General features: G+C 72.3%; 14 protein-coding genes. 5 read left to right on the forward strand and 9 right to left on the reverse strand.

Going from position 1 to position 13,525, the window contains the following annotated elements; translation table 11 throughout:
• Nucleotides 1-2,244 carry a glycoside hydrolase family 9 protein gene (locus tag ACZ470_RS21535; protein WP_468429388.1) on the forward strand — a complete coding sequence of 748 codons (2,244 nt, stop codon included), beginning with the start codon at nt 1-3 and terminating at the stop codon, nt 2,242-2,244.
• On the opposite strand, the gene qcrB is transcribed toward ACZ470_RS21535, so the two are convergent.
• Both qcrB and sigJ read right to left on the reverse strand, forming a co-directional pair.
• Nucleotides 2,235-3,743: a cytochrome bc1 complex cytochrome b subunit gene (gene qcrB / locus ACZ470_RS21540; protein ID WP_468429390.1), complete on the reverse strand. Its 1,509-nt coding sequence runs from the start codon at nt 3,741-3,743 to the stop codon at nt 2,235-2,237. The genes ACZ470_RS21535 and qcrB overlap by 10 nt on opposite strands.
• The gene (gene sigJ, locus ACZ470_RS21545) at nt 3,740-4,678 is read right to left on the reverse strand and encodes an RNA polymerase sigma factor SigJ (protein WP_468429392.1); all 939 of its coding nucleotides are present in this window, start codon (nt 4,676-4,678) and stop codon (nt 3,740-3,742) included. Before sigJ ends, qcrB begins: the two co-directional genes overlap by 4 nt.
• A 185-nt stretch (nt 4,679-4,863) precedes the next feature.
• Here sigJ and ACZ470_RS21550 point away from each other — a divergent pair, with 185 nt between their 5' ends.
• The 3 genes from ACZ470_RS21550 to ACZ470_RS21560 all read left to right on the forward strand — a co-directional run bounded on the left by ACZ470_RS21550 (nt 4,864) and on the right by ACZ470_RS21560 (nt 7,695).
• Nucleotides 4,864-5,109, forward strand: a complete 246-nt coding sequence (locus tag ACZ470_RS21550; RefSeq protein ID WP_468429393.1) for a hypothetical protein — start codon at nt 4,864-4,866, stop codon at nt 5,107-5,109.
• A 3-nt stretch (nt 5,110-5,112) separates the two neighbouring features.
• Nucleotides 5,113-5,490, forward strand: a complete 378-nt coding sequence (locus ACZ470_RS21555) for a toxin Doc (protein ID WP_468429395.1) — start codon at nt 5,113-5,115, stop codon at nt 5,488-5,490.
• Nucleotides 5,491-6,054: 564 nt separating this feature from the next.
• Nucleotides 6,055-7,695: an RICIN domain-containing protein gene (locus ACZ470_RS21560; RefSeq protein ID WP_468429397.1), complete on the forward strand. Its 1,641-nt coding sequence runs from the start codon at nt 6,055-6,057 to the stop codon at nt 7,693-7,695.
• A gap of 43 nt (nt 7,696-7,738) precedes the next feature.
• Here ACZ470_RS21560 and ACZ470_RS21565 read toward each other — a convergent pair whose 3' ends face one another.
• From ACZ470_RS21565 to ACZ470_RS21575, 3 genes are all read right to left on the reverse strand, one after another.
• Nucleotides 7,739-8,908, reverse strand: coding sequence for a lactate 2-monooxygenase (locus tag ACZ470_RS21565; protein WP_468429399.1), 1,170 nt, complete (start codon nt 8,906-8,908; stop codon nt 7,739-7,741).
• Nucleotides 8,909-8,998: 90 nt separating this feature from the next.
• Nucleotides 8,999-9,694: an alpha/beta fold hydrolase gene (locus tag ACZ470_RS21570; protein WP_468429401.1), complete on the reverse strand. Its 696-nt coding sequence runs from the start codon at nt 9,692-9,694 to the stop codon at nt 8,999-9,001.
• Nucleotides 9,695-9,729: 35 nt separating this feature from the next.
• Entirely contained in the window at nt 9,730-10,284 is a 555-nt protein-coding gene (locus ACZ470_RS21575) for a hypothetical protein (protein ID WP_468429403.1), read from the reverse strand.
• A gap of 324 nt (nt 10,285-10,608) precedes the next feature.
• Here ACZ470_RS21575 and ACZ470_RS21580 point away from each other — a divergent pair, with 324 nt between their 5' ends.
• A complete protein-coding gene (locus ACZ470_RS21580; RefSeq protein ID WP_468429405.1) occupies nt 10,609-11,043 on the forward strand; it encodes a subtilase-type protease inhibitor in 435 nt (144 codons plus the stop codon).
• Nucleotides 11,044-11,190: 147 nt separating this feature from the next.
• Here ACZ470_RS21580 and ACZ470_RS21585 read toward each other — a convergent pair whose 3' ends face one another.
• The 4 genes from ACZ470_RS21585 to ACZ470_RS21600 form a co-directional block, all read right to left on the reverse strand.
• Complete coding sequence (locus ACZ470_RS21585; RefSeq protein ID WP_030226631.1) at nt 11,191-11,388, reverse strand: CDGSH iron-sulfur domain-containing protein; 198 nt, start codon at nt 11,386-11,388, stop codon at nt 11,191-11,193.
• Entirely contained in the window at nt 11,369-12,055 is a 687-nt protein-coding gene (locus ACZ470_RS21590; RefSeq protein WP_468429407.1) for a HemK2/MTQ2 family protein methyltransferase, read from the reverse strand. The genes ACZ470_RS21585 and ACZ470_RS21590 overlap by 20 nt, the downstream gene beginning before the upstream one ends.
• Nucleotides 12,045-13,058: an iron-containing redox enzyme family protein gene (locus tag ACZ470_RS21595; RefSeq protein ID WP_468429408.1), complete on the reverse strand. Its 1,014-nt coding sequence runs from the start codon at nt 13,056-13,058 to the stop codon at nt 12,045-12,047. Before ACZ470_RS21595 ends, ACZ470_RS21590 begins: the two co-directional genes overlap by 11 nt.
• A 272-nt stretch (nt 13,059-13,330) precedes the next feature.
• On the reverse strand, nt 13,331-13,507 hold the full coding sequence (locus tag ACZ470_RS21600) for a hypothetical protein (RefSeq protein WP_468429410.1): 177 nt from the start codon (nt 13,505-13,507) through the stop codon (nt 13,331-13,333).
• Between the last annotated feature and the right edge of the window lie 18 nt (nt 13,508-13,525).

The following is a 13,525-nucleotide window of genomic DNA, read 5'->3' on the forward strand; positions in this document are numbered from 1 at the left end:
GTGAACAGACGCAGAACCGCTCTGCTGTCCCTGACGGGACTGCTGGCGACCGCGCTCACCGCGCTGCCCGCGGCCCCGGCCGGGGCGGACGAGGTCGAGCAGGTCCGCAACGGAACCTTCGACACCGGCACCGAGCCCTGGTGGGCCTCCCCGAACGTCACCGCGGGCCCGTCCGAGGGCCGCCTGTGCGCCGACGTCCCCGGCGGCACCGCCAACCGGTGGGACGCGGCCGTCGGACAGAACGACATCACCCTGGTGAAGGGGGAGTCGTACCGCTTCTCCTTCAGCGCGAACGGCTCGCCCGCGGGCCATGTCGTGCGAGCGGTCGTCGGTCTCCAGGTGGACCCGTACGACACCTACTACGAGGTGTCCCCGCAGGTCAGCGTGTCCGGTGACACCTACTCGTACACCTTCACCTCACCCGTCGACACCACCCAGGGCCAGGTCGGCTTCCAGCTCGGCGGCAGCGCGGACCCCTGGCGGTTCTGCGTGGACGACGTGTCGCTGCTGGGCGGCGTCGCCCCCGAGCCCTACGTGCCCGACACCGGGCCCCGGGTCCGCGTCAACCAGGTCGCCTATCTGCCCGCCGGCCCCAAGAACGCCACCCTCGTCACCGACGCCACCGAGCGGCTTCCCTGGCAGCTGAAGGACGCCGACGGAGACGTGGTCCGGCGGGGCTGGACCGTGCCGCGCGGCATCGACGGCTCCTCCGGGCAGAACGTCCACTCCCTCGACTTCGGCGGCCACCGCACGCGCGGTACCGGCTACACCCTGGTCGTGGACGGCGAGACGAGCCGGCCCTTCGACATCGACGCGAGCGCGTACGAGCGGCTGCGGCTGGACTCGGCGAAGTACTACTACACCCAGCGCAGCGGCGTCGCGATCCGCGACGACCTGCGCCCGGGCTACGGCCGCCCGGCCGGACACGTGGGCGTGGCCCCCAACCAGGGCGACAGCGAGGTGCCCTGCCAGCCCGGCGTGTGCGACTACACGCTCGACGTCACCGGCGGCTGGTACGACGCCGGCGACCACGGCAAGTACGTCGTCAACGGCGGCATCAGCACCTGGGAGGTGCTCAGCACCTACGAGCGCGCCAAGCACGCCCGCACCGGCGACACCGGCAAGCTCGGCGACGGCACGCTGAACATCCCGGAGAGCGGCAACAAGGTCCCGGACATCCTCGACGAGGCCCGCTGGGAGCTGGAGTTCCTGCTGAAGATGCAGGTCCCCGAGGGTGAGCCGCTGGCCGGCATGGCCCACCACAAGATCCACGACGAACAGTGGACCGGACTGCCGCTGCTGCCCAGCGACGACCCGCAGAAGCGGGAGCTGCACCCGCCGACCACCGCCGCCACCCTGAACCTCGCGGCCACGGCCGCCCAGGCGGCACGGCTGTACCGCCCCTACGACAAGGAGTTCGCGGCCACGACCCTGGCGGCGGCCCGGAAGGCCTGGACGGCGGCCCTCGCCCACCCGGACCTCCTCGCCGACCCGGACGACGGCATCGGCGGCGGCGCCTACCCCGACGACACCGTGTCCGACGAGTTCTACTGGGCGGCCGCCGAGCTCTACATCACCACGGGGGAGCGGCAGTTCAAGGAGCACGTGCTGAACTCCCCGGTGCACACCGCCGACATCTTCGGTCCGAACGGCTTCGACTGGGCGCGCACCGCCGCGGCCGGCCGCCTCGACCTCGCGACCGTGCCGAACCGGCTGCCCGGCCGGGACAAGGTCCGCCAGTCCGTGGTCAAGGGCGCCGACGGCTACCTGGCCACGCTGAAGGCCCACCCGTACGGCATGCCGTACGCACCGGCCGGCAACGTCTACGACTGGGGCTCCAGCCACCAGGTCCTCAACAACGCGGTCGTCCTGGCCACCGCCTACGACATCACCGGCGCCTCGAAGTACCGTGACGGCGCGTTCCAGAGCATGGACTACATCCTGGGCCGCAACGCGCTGAACATCTCGTACGTCACCGGCTACGGCGAGGTCAACGCGCACAACCAGCACAGCCGCTGGTACGCCAAGCAGCTCGACCCGAACCTGCCGAACCCGCCCGCCGGCACCCTGTCCGGCGGACCCAACTCCAGCATCCAGGACCCCGTCGCCCAGTCGAAACTCCAGGGCTGCGTCGGTCAGTTCTGCTTCATCGACGACATCCAGTCCTGGGCCACCAATGAACACACCATCAACTGGAACGCGGCTCTGACCCGGATGGCCTCCTTCGTGGCCGATCAGTCCTGACGCTCCTCCCCGCGGGCCGGCGGCCGCTCGGTCGCCGGCCCGTGCTCCACCAGTTCCGCGGGCCGTTCGTGCGCGGTGAGGGTGTGCAGCCGGGCCCGGTCGAGCGGTTCGTGGACCTCGACGTACTCCCCGTGCGGCAGCCGCTTGATCACGCCGGTCGCCCTGCCGTGCGCCACCAGTTCCCGGTCGCGCAGCTGGAGGCCCAGGCAGACGCGCCGGGTGACCACGAAGACCACCGCCGGGACGGCGAACACCGCGATCCGTACGGCCCAGGTCACCGTGTTGATCGACAGGTGCAGCCGGGTCGCCACGATGTCGTTGCCGCCGCCGGCCAGCAGGACCAGATAGAGGCTGATCCAGGCCGCCCCGATCGCCGTGCGGACCGGACGGTTGCGCGGACGGTCCAGGAGATGGTGCTCGCGCCGGTCGCCGGTGAACCGCGCCTCCAGGAACGGATACACGCCGATGAAGACCAGCAGCAGCGGGAACACCACGATGGGTATCAGCACCCCCAGCACCAGCGTGTGCCCCCACAACGTGATCTCCCAGCCCGGCATGATCCGCACCAGCCCCTCGGCGAACCCCAGGTACCAGTCGGGCTGGGCTCCGGTGGAGACCTGGTCGGCGCGGTACGGGCCGTAGGACCAGACCGGGTTGATCGTCGCCACCGCGGCGATGGCCGTCAGTACCCCGAACACCAGGAAGAAGAAGCCGCCCGCCTTCGCCAGGTAGACCGGCATGAACGGGGCGCCGACGACATTGCGTTCGGTCCGTCCGGGCCCCGCGAACTGGGTGTGCTTGTGGTACACGACCAGCAGGACGTGGGCCACCACGAGCGCCGCCATGATCCCCGGAATCACCAGCACGTGCAGCGAGTAGAAGCGGGCCACGATGTCGTCGCCGGGATACTCCCCGCCGAACAGGAACATCGACAGATAGGTCCCCACGATCGGCACCGACAGCAGCGCCCCGTCCACGAACCGCATGCCGGTGCCCGACAGCAGGTCGTCGGGGAGCGAGTAGCCGAACAGCCCCTCGAACAGCCCGAGGAACAGCAGGCTCCAGCCGAACAGCCAGTTGATCTCGCGCGGCTTGCGGAACGAGCCGGTGAAGAAGTGCCGCATCATGTGCGTGAGCATCCCGGCGATGAAGACGAGCGCCGCCCAGTGGTGCAGCTGCCGGATCAGCAGCCCGCCCCGCACATCGAAGCTTATGTCCAGCGTCGAGGCGTACGCCTCGGACATCCGGACGCCGTTGAGGGGGACGTAACTGCCCTGGTACGTCACCTCGTTCATCGACGGATGGAAGAACAGCGTCAGATAGACCCCGGTGAGGATCAGCACCACGAAGCTGTACAGGCAGATCTCGCCGAGCAGGAACGACCAGTGGTCCGGGAACACCTTGCGCAGATACTTCCGGCCGAGGGTGTGCGTGCCGAGCCGGCCGTCGAACCAGTCGGCGATCCGCTCACCCCGGCCGGCCCGCTCCACGGCCCTCACGCCTCCTCCCCGGGCACATGGGTGAGCTTGTCGGGGTTGGCGACGACATAGACCCCGCACACCTGCTCGCCGTCGGGGGTGAGGTCCAGCACCATGACGGCGAACGGGGAGCCGTCCTGGAACAGCACCGCCGCGTCGTCGCCGTTGACCCGCCGGTAGCGCAGCTCCAGGTCGCGACCGGCGTGCGCGCCGCGCCCGGAGGCGTAGCCGCCGAACAGCCGGACCGCCTTGTCCCGGCCGTGCACCGGGCGCAGTCCCGCCGGTTTGCGCTTGCCGCCGCCGTCCGTCCACACGGTCACGTCCGGCGCGAGGATCTCCATCAGCGCGGCGATGTCCCCGCCGAGGGCCGCCCGCACGAACCGCTCGGTCGCCTCCCGCCGCACCCGCGGATGCGCCCGGAACCGGGGCCGCCGGGCGTGCACATGCTCACGGGAGCGGCGCGCCAGCTGCCGTACGGCGGCCGGGCTGCGGTCGATGATCTCCGCGATCTCCGCGTGCGGATACCCGAAGACCTCGCCCAGCACGAACACCGCCCGCTCCAGCGGGCTCAGCGACTCCAGCACCACCAGCATCGCCAGTGACACCGACTCGGCTCGCACCGCGGGGTCGCCCGCGTCCTCCTCCGTCACCAGCGGCTCGGGCAGCCAGGGGCCGACGTAGGTCTCCCGGCTGCGGCTGACCGTGGCCCGGCGCCGCAGCGCGTGGTTCATCGCCACCCGCACGAGATAGGCGCGGGGGTTGGCGACGCCCTCCAGGGGCGCGCCCCCGCCACGGGCCGTCCAGGACAGCCAGGTCTCCTGGAGGACGTCCTCCGTGTCGGCGACGCTGCCGAGCATGTTGTAGACGACGCCGAACAGCAGCTCGCGATGACCGAGGAACACCTCGGTCGCCTCGTCGAGCGGTTCGTCGGTGCGGGGAACACGGGTGGTGAACATGGGTGGCCTCCCAGGTGCGCTCACCCATGTGAGGGTGGGAGGCGGCCGGAATGTGACATCGCGGGGTGGCGATGTGACCCGCGTCTCAGTGCGGACGCGGCGGTCCGCCGCTGCCGGTACCCCTCCGTATGGCGTCTGACCTGTGGGTATTTACTGCCCAGTACCCCGAGCGGTACCGTGAGGGCATGCCAGCTCTCAACGTGGAGTTCAGCGACCGCGAGCTCGAGGACCTGAGGCAGATCGCCAAGGAACGCGGTACGTCCATGAAGGCGCTCGTACGGGAGGCGGCCGCGGCGGACATAGCCCGTCACCGTGCCCTCCAGGAGGGCGCGGAAGCCTTCCGCCGGTTCTTCGCCTCCCACGCCGACGAGTTCGCCGCCGCCTTCCCGGACGACGAACCTCCCGCCAGGGGCGAAGGACGGGCCGCCTGACCGATGGCACCCGTGCTCCACATCGACGTGCCCTGGCTGCTCCAGCGGCACGAGGAGGTCCTCCCGGACCAGCCCACCGTCAACGACTTCTCGGCCCTGGTCGCGGCCGTCGCCCGTCATCGCGTCGATCCGCCCCGGCTGGGCGTCGACTCCGACCCGGCCTGGCGGGCCGCCGCCCTGCTGCACACCCTCGCCGTGCTCCGGCCGCTGCCCTCGGCCAACGCGCGCTTCGCCTGTGCCACCGCGGTGGCCTACATGTTCGTCAGCGGGGTCGGCATCGACCCGCCCTACGGCGCCCTGGTCGACCTGGCGCGCGATCTGATCTCCGGGGAGGCCGATGTCTACGCCGCGGCCGACCGGCTGCGTTCCTGGCAGATCTGAGGCCCGCCGGACACGCCTCGCGGGATGCCCGGGGCCCCTCGGGGCCGCCGGCCGAGGGCGGGAGGATCGGGGCCGGCGGCCGTGCGCGGGAGAGCCGCCGTCTCCGCGCGTGACCTCCGAGAAGGGTCGTGACCAGTTGACTGCGCTCCGGCGTGCGCCGGGAGCGTGCGCGGGGCGCCGACGCGAGCGCCGAGTTCACACGGGGTGCGGACGAGGCTGAGAAGGCGTCCGTGCGAACCCGGCGCCACCTCCGCTGTGAACGGTGTGAAAAGCCGGATCGAAAGCCGCGGCGAGGGCCGCGGAACCTCCTTCCCTTTCTGACTTTCTGTCAACGCGCGGATGTTGCCCTGGCGCCTTGTTGGCCGAGCGCGAGTTGTGCGAGAGTGAGCCACCCGTGCGGGGGGTAAAGGCCGGGGTCGCACGCGAGTTGATGAACCGGGTCCGATTCGCCGTCGGTGAATTCGCACCCCCCGTTCGCGCCAAAGAGGTATGCACCAATCGGGCTTCCTTTTCGGTGTCGGAAACCCCTGAATGTCACATGCGCTGTGGGAAGGAACCATCTCAGTGCACACCCCCCACCCCCCTCGACCTCCGTATCCCCCGCCCGGCGGGGATCCGGGGGAATCCGACGAGTTCCTCGCCGCCCGGTTGCGGGGCCGTCCGGAGGGCGAGGCCGCCCACTCCGTCGCCCTCCTGACGGCCCGGCACTGGCAGTCGATGCACGACTACGCGGCCGTCTGCCTCGCCTCGTCGGGGCAGACGGCCGCCATGGTCTCGGCGGCCGCCCTGCACCGCGTACTGGACCGGGTCGCCGTCGGTGAATCGGCCGTCGCGCTCCGGCCGGTGCTGCTGGTGGGCGTGCGGGACACGGTCCGGGAGTGGGCCGCCGACGATCGAATAGCCGGAGTTATGCCGGAGTTGCAGAAACCGGCGGGCGGGCGCGGCATGCGCGCGGCCACCACCATGACTCCGGAAAACCGCTCACTCGCTCAGCGGGCATTCCGGTCGCTGCCCGCACTCGCCCGCTGTTTGCTCTGGCACGTCGAGGTCGAGGCGGAACCGATTTCCGTACCGGCCGGTCTGCTGGGCATGGATCCCGACATCGCGTCGGGCGCACTCGAACAGGCACGGGAAAAATTCCGTCAGGGTTGTGTCCATGCCCATCAGGAACTGGCACCGACGAAGGACTGCCGCTTCTACAACCGTCTCCTCGACGTCCCGATCCGCCGGGGCGGGGCCCTGCTGCCGGACGTCCGGCAGCATCTGGCGGAGTGCCGCTACTGCCGCAACGCCGCCGAGCAACTGAGCCACTTCGAGGGCGGCTTGGGCACGCTGATCGCCGAGGCGGTGCTGGGGTGGGGGGCCCGGCGCTATCTCGACTCGCGCCCCGGGCGCGCGACGGCCGGCCCGCGCGGCGGACGCGCGGCCCGCCGCCGGCACCGGGGCGGGGACGGACGGTCCGGCAGCGGCCGGCACCGCATGCTGTCCCGGATCCCCGTTCCCGAACGGCTGGCGGGCCTCACGTTCCCGGACCCGGTGCGCTCCACCAGGACCCTGCTCACCGGACTCGGCGCGGTCTCGGCCGGGGTGCTGGTGAGTGTGCTCATCGCCGGCTCCTCCACCCCGGACGGCGGCGGGGCGGACCCGACGGGCCCCACCGCGGCGGGCGGACGCGCGGCCGTCCCGTCCGCGTCCCCGCCCGGTGCCGCGGGACTGCCCACCGCACCGGGGCGGACCCGGCTGCGCAGCATCGCCGCCGGGCTCTGCCTCGACACCCGGGGCGAGCCGCGGGACGGCTCCGGGACCCGGCTGGCGGAGTGCTCCTCGGCGTGGACCCAGCAGTGGACGTACGAGGACGACGGGCTGCTGCGCAGCGTGGCCGACCCCGGGCTGTGCCTGGACTCCCACAAGGACGCCGGTGTCGTCGTCCTCGGCACCTGCGCCGACCCCGGCGAGCAGCGGGGCGACGACGTGCGGTACGACCTCACCGTGCAGGGTGAGCTGGTGCCCCGCTGGGACGTCCAACTGGCCCTCTCCCCGGCGACCCCTGACGCGAACGCCGACATCGTCGTCAAGGTGCGCGACCGGAGCGTGGACCAGCGCTGGACGGCCGAACCGGTACGGGCGACCACCGGTTCCCTGTCCATCAGCGGCACCCACACGCCGTCGGCCCGCCACGCGAGGCTGACGGAACCGGTGACCTGAGCGGTGCGGCCGGGGCGGGGGAGGAGGCCCCGTCCCGGCCGGGTCAGGCCGTCGTCCCCGTGAGGTCCGCGGGGCCGACCGTGGCCGGTGTGGCATGGCCCGAGAGGGCCAGGGTGAGGTCGAGTTCGGCGAGCAGGCAGCGGATCACGTGTTCCACGCCCGCCTGCCCGTCGAGGCCCAGCCCGTAGACGTACGGGCGCCCCAGCAGCACCGCCCGCGCGCCGAGGGCGAGGGCCTTGAAGACGTCGTCGCCGGTGCGCACCCCGCTGTCGAACAGCACGGTGAGCCGGTCGCCGACGGCCTCCACCACACCGGGCAGCGCGTCCGCCGCGGCGATCGCACCCGCCACCTGACGGCCCCCGTGGTTGGACACCACCACACCGTCCATGCCGGCGTCCGCCGCGAGCCGGGCGTCGTCGGGGTGCAGGACGCCCTTGAGGACGATCGGCCCGTCCCAGTTCTCCCGCAGGAACGCCAGATCCGGCCAGGACTTGGCGGGATCCGCGAACATGCCGACGAAGTGCATCACCGCCGCGTTCGGGTCCTCGTGCACCGGCTTGGCCAGCCCCGCCAGGAACGCCGGGTCCGAGAAGTAGTTGGCGGTGCCCACCCCGTGCAGGAACGGCAGGTACGCCTGGTCCAGGTCGCGCGGGCGCCAGGACAGCAGGGGAGTGTCCAGGGTGACGACCAGCGCCGGGTACCCGGCGGTCCTCGCCCGGTTCAGGAAGCTCCGGGCCACCTCGACATCCTTGGGCCAGTACAGCTGGAACCAGCGCTCCGCCTCACCCATCGCCTCCGCGACCTGCTCCATCGGCGTACTGGAGGCGGAGGACAGCACGAACGGCACTCCCTGCGCGGCGGCCGCCCGGGCGGCCGCGGACTCGGCGTCCGGATGCATGATCGACAGCACCCCGACCGGCGCCAGCGCCAGCGGCGCCGGCAGCGCCCGGCCCAGCACCTCCACCGACAGATCGCGCTCGTGCACGTCCCGCAGCATGCGCGGCACGATCCGCCGGCGATCGAGCGCGGCCCGGTTGGCGCGGGCGGTGCTGCCGTCCCCCGCGCTGCCGGCGACGTACCCGACCGGACCCGGGCCGAGCCGCTGCTCGGTCAGCTCCTCCAGCCGGGTCAGATCGGTCGGCAGCCGGGGTACGGCACCCGTCATCCCGTTCAGGTAGATCTCGTACTGGAAGTCGGCCCAGTGCTTCGCCATCCGTCCCGCCCTGTCTCCTCGAGCCGCGCCGTCCCGACGCATACTGGCCGGTATGCGCCGGTCGCGTCCAGCCTCGGGCGGGCGGGGGAGTCAGCGGACGGCGGCCGCCTCGTGCAGGATCCGGGCCAGTTCGCGCGGCCGGGAGAACATCGGCCAGTGACCGGTGTCCATCGTCACCAGCTCCCACTTCCCGCTCTTCAGCGGCTCCGCCACGGCGGGCGGCGGCTCCTCGCCGGCCGGCAGGCACTGGACATACGTCGCCGGCAGCTCGTCCAAGGGCCGCTTCAGGACGGCCGGTTCGGTGAGCGTGGCCCCCGGGTGCGGGGTCGCTCCGCCGACGATGCGGGATATCTGTTCGTCCGTCAGCCCCTGGCCCGCGTAGCCGTCGGCCCCCATGGGCGGCCACTGGCCGTCGTGCTCCTCGATGGACCTCCGTACGTCGTCGCTCGGCCAGCCGTCCAGGAACGACCGCCCGTCCACCGGCACATCGGCGTCCACGAACACCACACGCCGCAGCCGGTCGCCGATCCGCTCGGCCGCCTGGCCGACCGGGACGCCGGCGTAGCTGTGCCCCACGAGGACGACGTCCCGCGGAGCGAGCCGCTCCACCTCCGCCACGATGTCCTGGACATGGGTCTGCTGCCCCGCCGGGACACCCCGCTTCTCGGCGAGGCCGGACAGCGTCAGCGCGTGCGCCTCGTGCCCGGCCGCGCGCAGTTCGGCCGCCACCTCGTCCCAGGCCCAGGCCCCGAGCCGGGCACCGGCCACCAACACGAATCGAGCCATGTGCACACCGTAACGCGCGCCACTGGCAACGGTGTTCACCCTTCCTCGGTGCCGGACTCCTCCTCGGGTTCGCCGTCGGGACCCTGCGCCCGCACCCGCTGGACGTGTTCCAGGGACTCGCGCAGCTCGGTGAGCCAGTCGTCGGTGTGCCGCTGGACCAGCCGCACGCACCAGGCCAGCGCCTCACTGCGGCTGCGGGCCACCCCGCCCGCGATGAGGGTGTCGAGGACCTGGCGCTCCGGCTGGCGCAGCCGGGTCATCACGGGCGCCGCCACATGCGTGAACAGGGCGCGGCGGCCGTCGCACTCCACGCCCCAGGACACCTTGCGGCCGAAGCGGTGCTCGGCGTCCCGGGCGACCGCGATCCGGTCGTCCCGGGTGCGTTCCCGGAACTCCTGGACGCGGCCCTCGATCGCCGCCTCCCGCTCGGCCGGCGAGGCGTCCTCCGCCGGCCGGGGACCGGGAATGCGGCCGATGACCGTGATCTCCTCGCGGTCGACCGTGACCTCGGTCAGCTCTTCGAAGAGACCGTCGGGGAGCCGGCCGGTGAACCAGCCCCGCAGTTGCTCTCGCTGCTCTGCCGTAATCATGTAATGACGATTACTCGCCTCGTTCATGAACACAAGGCGTCGCGGAACGGTCCGCCGAGAGCGGAATCGGAATGTTTCAGGCCGATTGCCGAGCAGCCGTATTCCGGCCATCTGGCCACTTCGCGCGCTCGGTGTCCGTGCGGTTACAGGGATGCCTGCCGTACCTTCCGTGACTTCGCGCCACTGATTCAACACGCAAGGTTACTGAAATGCGCATGCCCGAGGTGAAGTTCCGTCGCGGACTCGGCAGACTCCGGCACGCCGGTTCGGCACCGACCGAGCACGAGCCGGCGACTCGTCGACACGAGCGGAAGGATGCACACAATGCGGAACACCGCGCGCTGGGCCACCACCCTCGGCCTCACGGCCGCCGCCGTCTGCGCACCCCTGTCCGGGGCGGCGCTGGCCGCTCCGGGAACCGACCCGTCCGCGCTCTACGCCCCCTCGGCCCTGGTGCTCACCATGGGCCACGGCGACAGCGCGATGACCGTCGCGCCGGAACGCGCGGTCACCCTGACCTGTGCCCCCGGGACCTCGGGCACCCACCCGGCCGCCGGGGCGGCCTGCGCGGAGATGAACCGCATCAGCGGCGACCTCGACGCCCTGACGATGAAGGAGGGCGTCTTCTGCACCAAGCAGTACGACCCGGTCCTCGTCACCGTCGACGGTGTGTGGCAGGGACAGCGCGTCTCCTACGAGCGGATCTTCTCCAACGAGTGCGTGATGAACGCTCACGGTTCGAGCGTCTTCGCGTTCTGAGACCGGGATCGCACGTTTTCCCGTGACCGCGCGGCGGCCGGCGGATTGGGGAGTGCCGGCCCTCCCGCGGAACGTGCGACCCGCGCAAGGAGGCCGGCGGGCGGAGTGGGGCCGCCCGCCGGCCTTCGGGCTCTCACGGAGGCCGGGTCAGGCCCGGTCGCGGTGGCTGGTGTCGCACCACGGATACCGCCGGCTGCGGCGGCAGGTGCACAGGGCCACCCGGAAGCGGTCGGAGGCGACGACCGTGCCGTCCTCCAGTTCCACCTCCACCGGGCCTTCCACCAGCAGCGGGCCCTTGCGCCGCACGGTGACGCGGCGCGGTGTGTCAGACGGGGAGTTCGGCACGGATCACCACCAGCTCTTCCTTGTCCTGGGCCGAGGACAGCAGTCCCCGCTCCCGCAGCCAGCGCGCCCTGGCCCGCAGCACGGGGCCGAAGGAGATGTTCCGGCGCCGGATCACCGCCGCCTTCGCCCCGGCGCCCCGCAACTGCCCGACGGTCAGCTCCGGACCGCTGAGCGCCGACTGCACCAGCAGCAGTACGCCGCCCGGCCGCAGCACCTCGGGCGCATCCCGGCAGATCCGGTCCAGCACGAGCCGTCCGTCGCCGCCCGCGTCCCAGGCCCGGGCCGCGCCGCGCCGCGGTGACGCGTCGCGGGGTGCGGGAACGTACGGCGGATTGGCGAGGACGAGATCGAACGACTCACCCCGCACCGGCGCGAACAGATCGCCGCGCCGTACCCGGACCCGCGCACGGGCCCGCAGCGCGTTCAGCCGGGCCGCGCACACCGCCCGCCACGAGACGTCGACCGCTGTCACCCGGCAGCCGCGCCGGGCGGCCGCCACCGCCAGAACACCGGACCCCGTTCCCACGTCGAGCACGTCGGCGCCCGGCGGGAGCGGCTCGTCGCACAGGGCACCGGCCAGCAGCTCGGTGTCCTCCTGAGGGGCGTACACGCCCAGTCGTGCCGGTGGGCTCACGGAACGTCGGGTACCCCCGCCGTCAGGAGACATGAGTGAACTCCCGGTGCGCGGGAGTACGCAGCGACGACCTGCCCGCGCTCCAGTCCGCGAGCAGCCGGTCGCCGAGGCGGTCCTCGGTGAACACGGTGGCGTCGACACCGAAGGCCACGTCCGGCGCGAGCTCCGGCTCCGCCTCCAGCAGGCCGGCGACGACCTCGTGGCGCACCACCTGCTCGTGCACCGCGTCCGCCTCCACGTGCTCGTCGTAGAAGTGCTCGGCGGCGGGCCCCGCGCCCGTCCGGCGCATCGCCTCGGCGAGCCGCCGGGAGCCCGGCGACGAGGTGATCTCGACCGCCGCGAAGTGGCCCACCAGCGCGCCCCTGAGCGAGCGGTGCAGCCCGAGGAGCGACATCAGGTTCACCGTCACCAGCGTTTCGGCGCAGGCCGCGTCCAGATAGCGGCCGTACGTCGTGTCCAGGTCCAGGTCCGCCATCAGGTCGGCGAAGAGACGGGCGTGCACGCGGTCGGCACGGCCGCCGCCGTACTCGTCGAACTCCACCGCCGCCATCGCCGCCTTGGCCCTGCCCCAGAGTCGGGGCAGCACCCACGCGTGCGGGTCGGCCTCCTTCAGGTGGTACAGGGACCGCTGGGCGGCGTATTCGCGGACCTGCCACAACTCGCCCTTGTCGCGCAGGAAATGGCTGACGCCCGTGCCCTCCACCGGCTCCACCAGGATCCCGGCGAGCGCCTCGTCGACGCCGCCGTGCCGTGGGACGTCCGCGCGGAGCGCGGCGAGGAAGCGCCGCTCCAGGGCGGCGCGGGTGCGCAGCAGCTCCGGGTCCCACTCGAGGCCGGCCGCCACCCCCGCGAACCCGCGGTAGTGCAGCTCGTAACACACGTACAGGGCGAGCTGGAGGTCGTCGCCGTACACGGCGGCCGCGGCGATCTCCTCGTCCGGGGGCAGCGGACCGGTGCCTCGAAGATGGTCCATGACGGCTGAGCCGAGGGGGCCGCGCGGCGCCGGCAGCCGGGGTTCCGCGTAGGGGTCTGTCATATGCCCCGAGTACCCGCCCGTCCCATGGACACCCCTGGGCCCTGTCGTCGAATTCCCACCGTCCGCCCGGGAGGCGGGCCTCGCGGCGTCAGGTGCGGGCTCTGGGGGTCCCCCCGGCCGAAGGCTGGGGGAGTGCCGGGCCTTGAGCCTCGTACTGGATGTACTTGGCTCAGGGCCCGGTGCGGCGGTGGGGGCACCTCCCGCTCGAGCGCAGCCGAGAGTGGGGGAGCGTGCATGGCGTCGCGAGGCAGGCGGGAATGTGACGACAGCGCCTAGTCCCCCTGGGACTCCTCCTGGGCCTCGGTGTTCGGGGTGATGGCCTCGCCGGCCTCACCCCGGTGGTGGCGCCGTGCGGCGGACTCCTCGGCCCGGCGCTCGGCCTCCTCGACCTCGTGCAGCACCTCTTCGAGGGCCGTCTCGGGGCTTTCGCGGTCGTTCTGCTCGGACACGGGGTCCTCCCTTGCGTC

The sequence above is a fragment of the Streptomyces sp. NPDC031111 genome (assembly GCF_055570675.1).

What these genes read in the sequence shown, in the direction of transcription:
- ACZ470_RS21580 (WP_468429405.1), top strand. Translation starts at nt 10,609, where the DNA reads ATGCGGAACACCGCGCGCTGGGCCACCACCCTCGGCCTCACGGCCGCC.
- ACZ470_RS21590 (WP_468429407.1), bottom strand. Translation starts at nt 12,055, where the DNA reads ATGTCTCCTGACGGCGGGGGTACCCGACGTTCCGTGAGCCCACCGGCA.
- ACZ470_RS21555 (WP_468429395.1), top strand. Translation starts at nt 5,113, where the DNA reads ATGGCACCCGTGCTCCACATCGACGTGCCCTGGCTGCTCCAGCGGCAC.
- sigJ (WP_468429392.1), bottom strand. Translation starts at nt 4,678, where the DNA reads ATGTTCACCACCCGTGTTCCCCGCACCGACGAACCGCTCGACGAGGCG.
- ACZ470_RS21575 (WP_468429403.1), bottom strand. Translation starts at nt 10,284, where the DNA reads ATGATTACGGCAGAGCAGCGAGAGCAACTGCGGGGCTGGTTCACCGGC.
- ACZ470_RS21595 (WP_468429408.1), bottom strand. Translation starts at nt 13,058, where the DNA reads ATGACAGACCCCTACGCGGAACCCCGGCTGCCGGCGCCGCGCGGCCCC.
- ACZ470_RS21550 (WP_468429393.1), top strand. Translation starts at nt 4,864, where the DNA reads ATGCCAGCTCTCAACGTGGAGTTCAGCGACCGCGAGCTCGAGGACCTG.
- ACZ470_RS21565 (WP_468429399.1), bottom strand. Translation starts at nt 8,908, where the DNA reads ATGGCGAAGCACTGGGCCGACTTCCAGTACGAGATCTACCTGAACGGG.
- ACZ470_RS21570 (WP_468429401.1), bottom strand. Translation starts at nt 9,694, where the DNA reads ATGGCTCGATTCGTGTTGGTGGCCGGTGCCCGGCTCGGGGCCTGGGCC.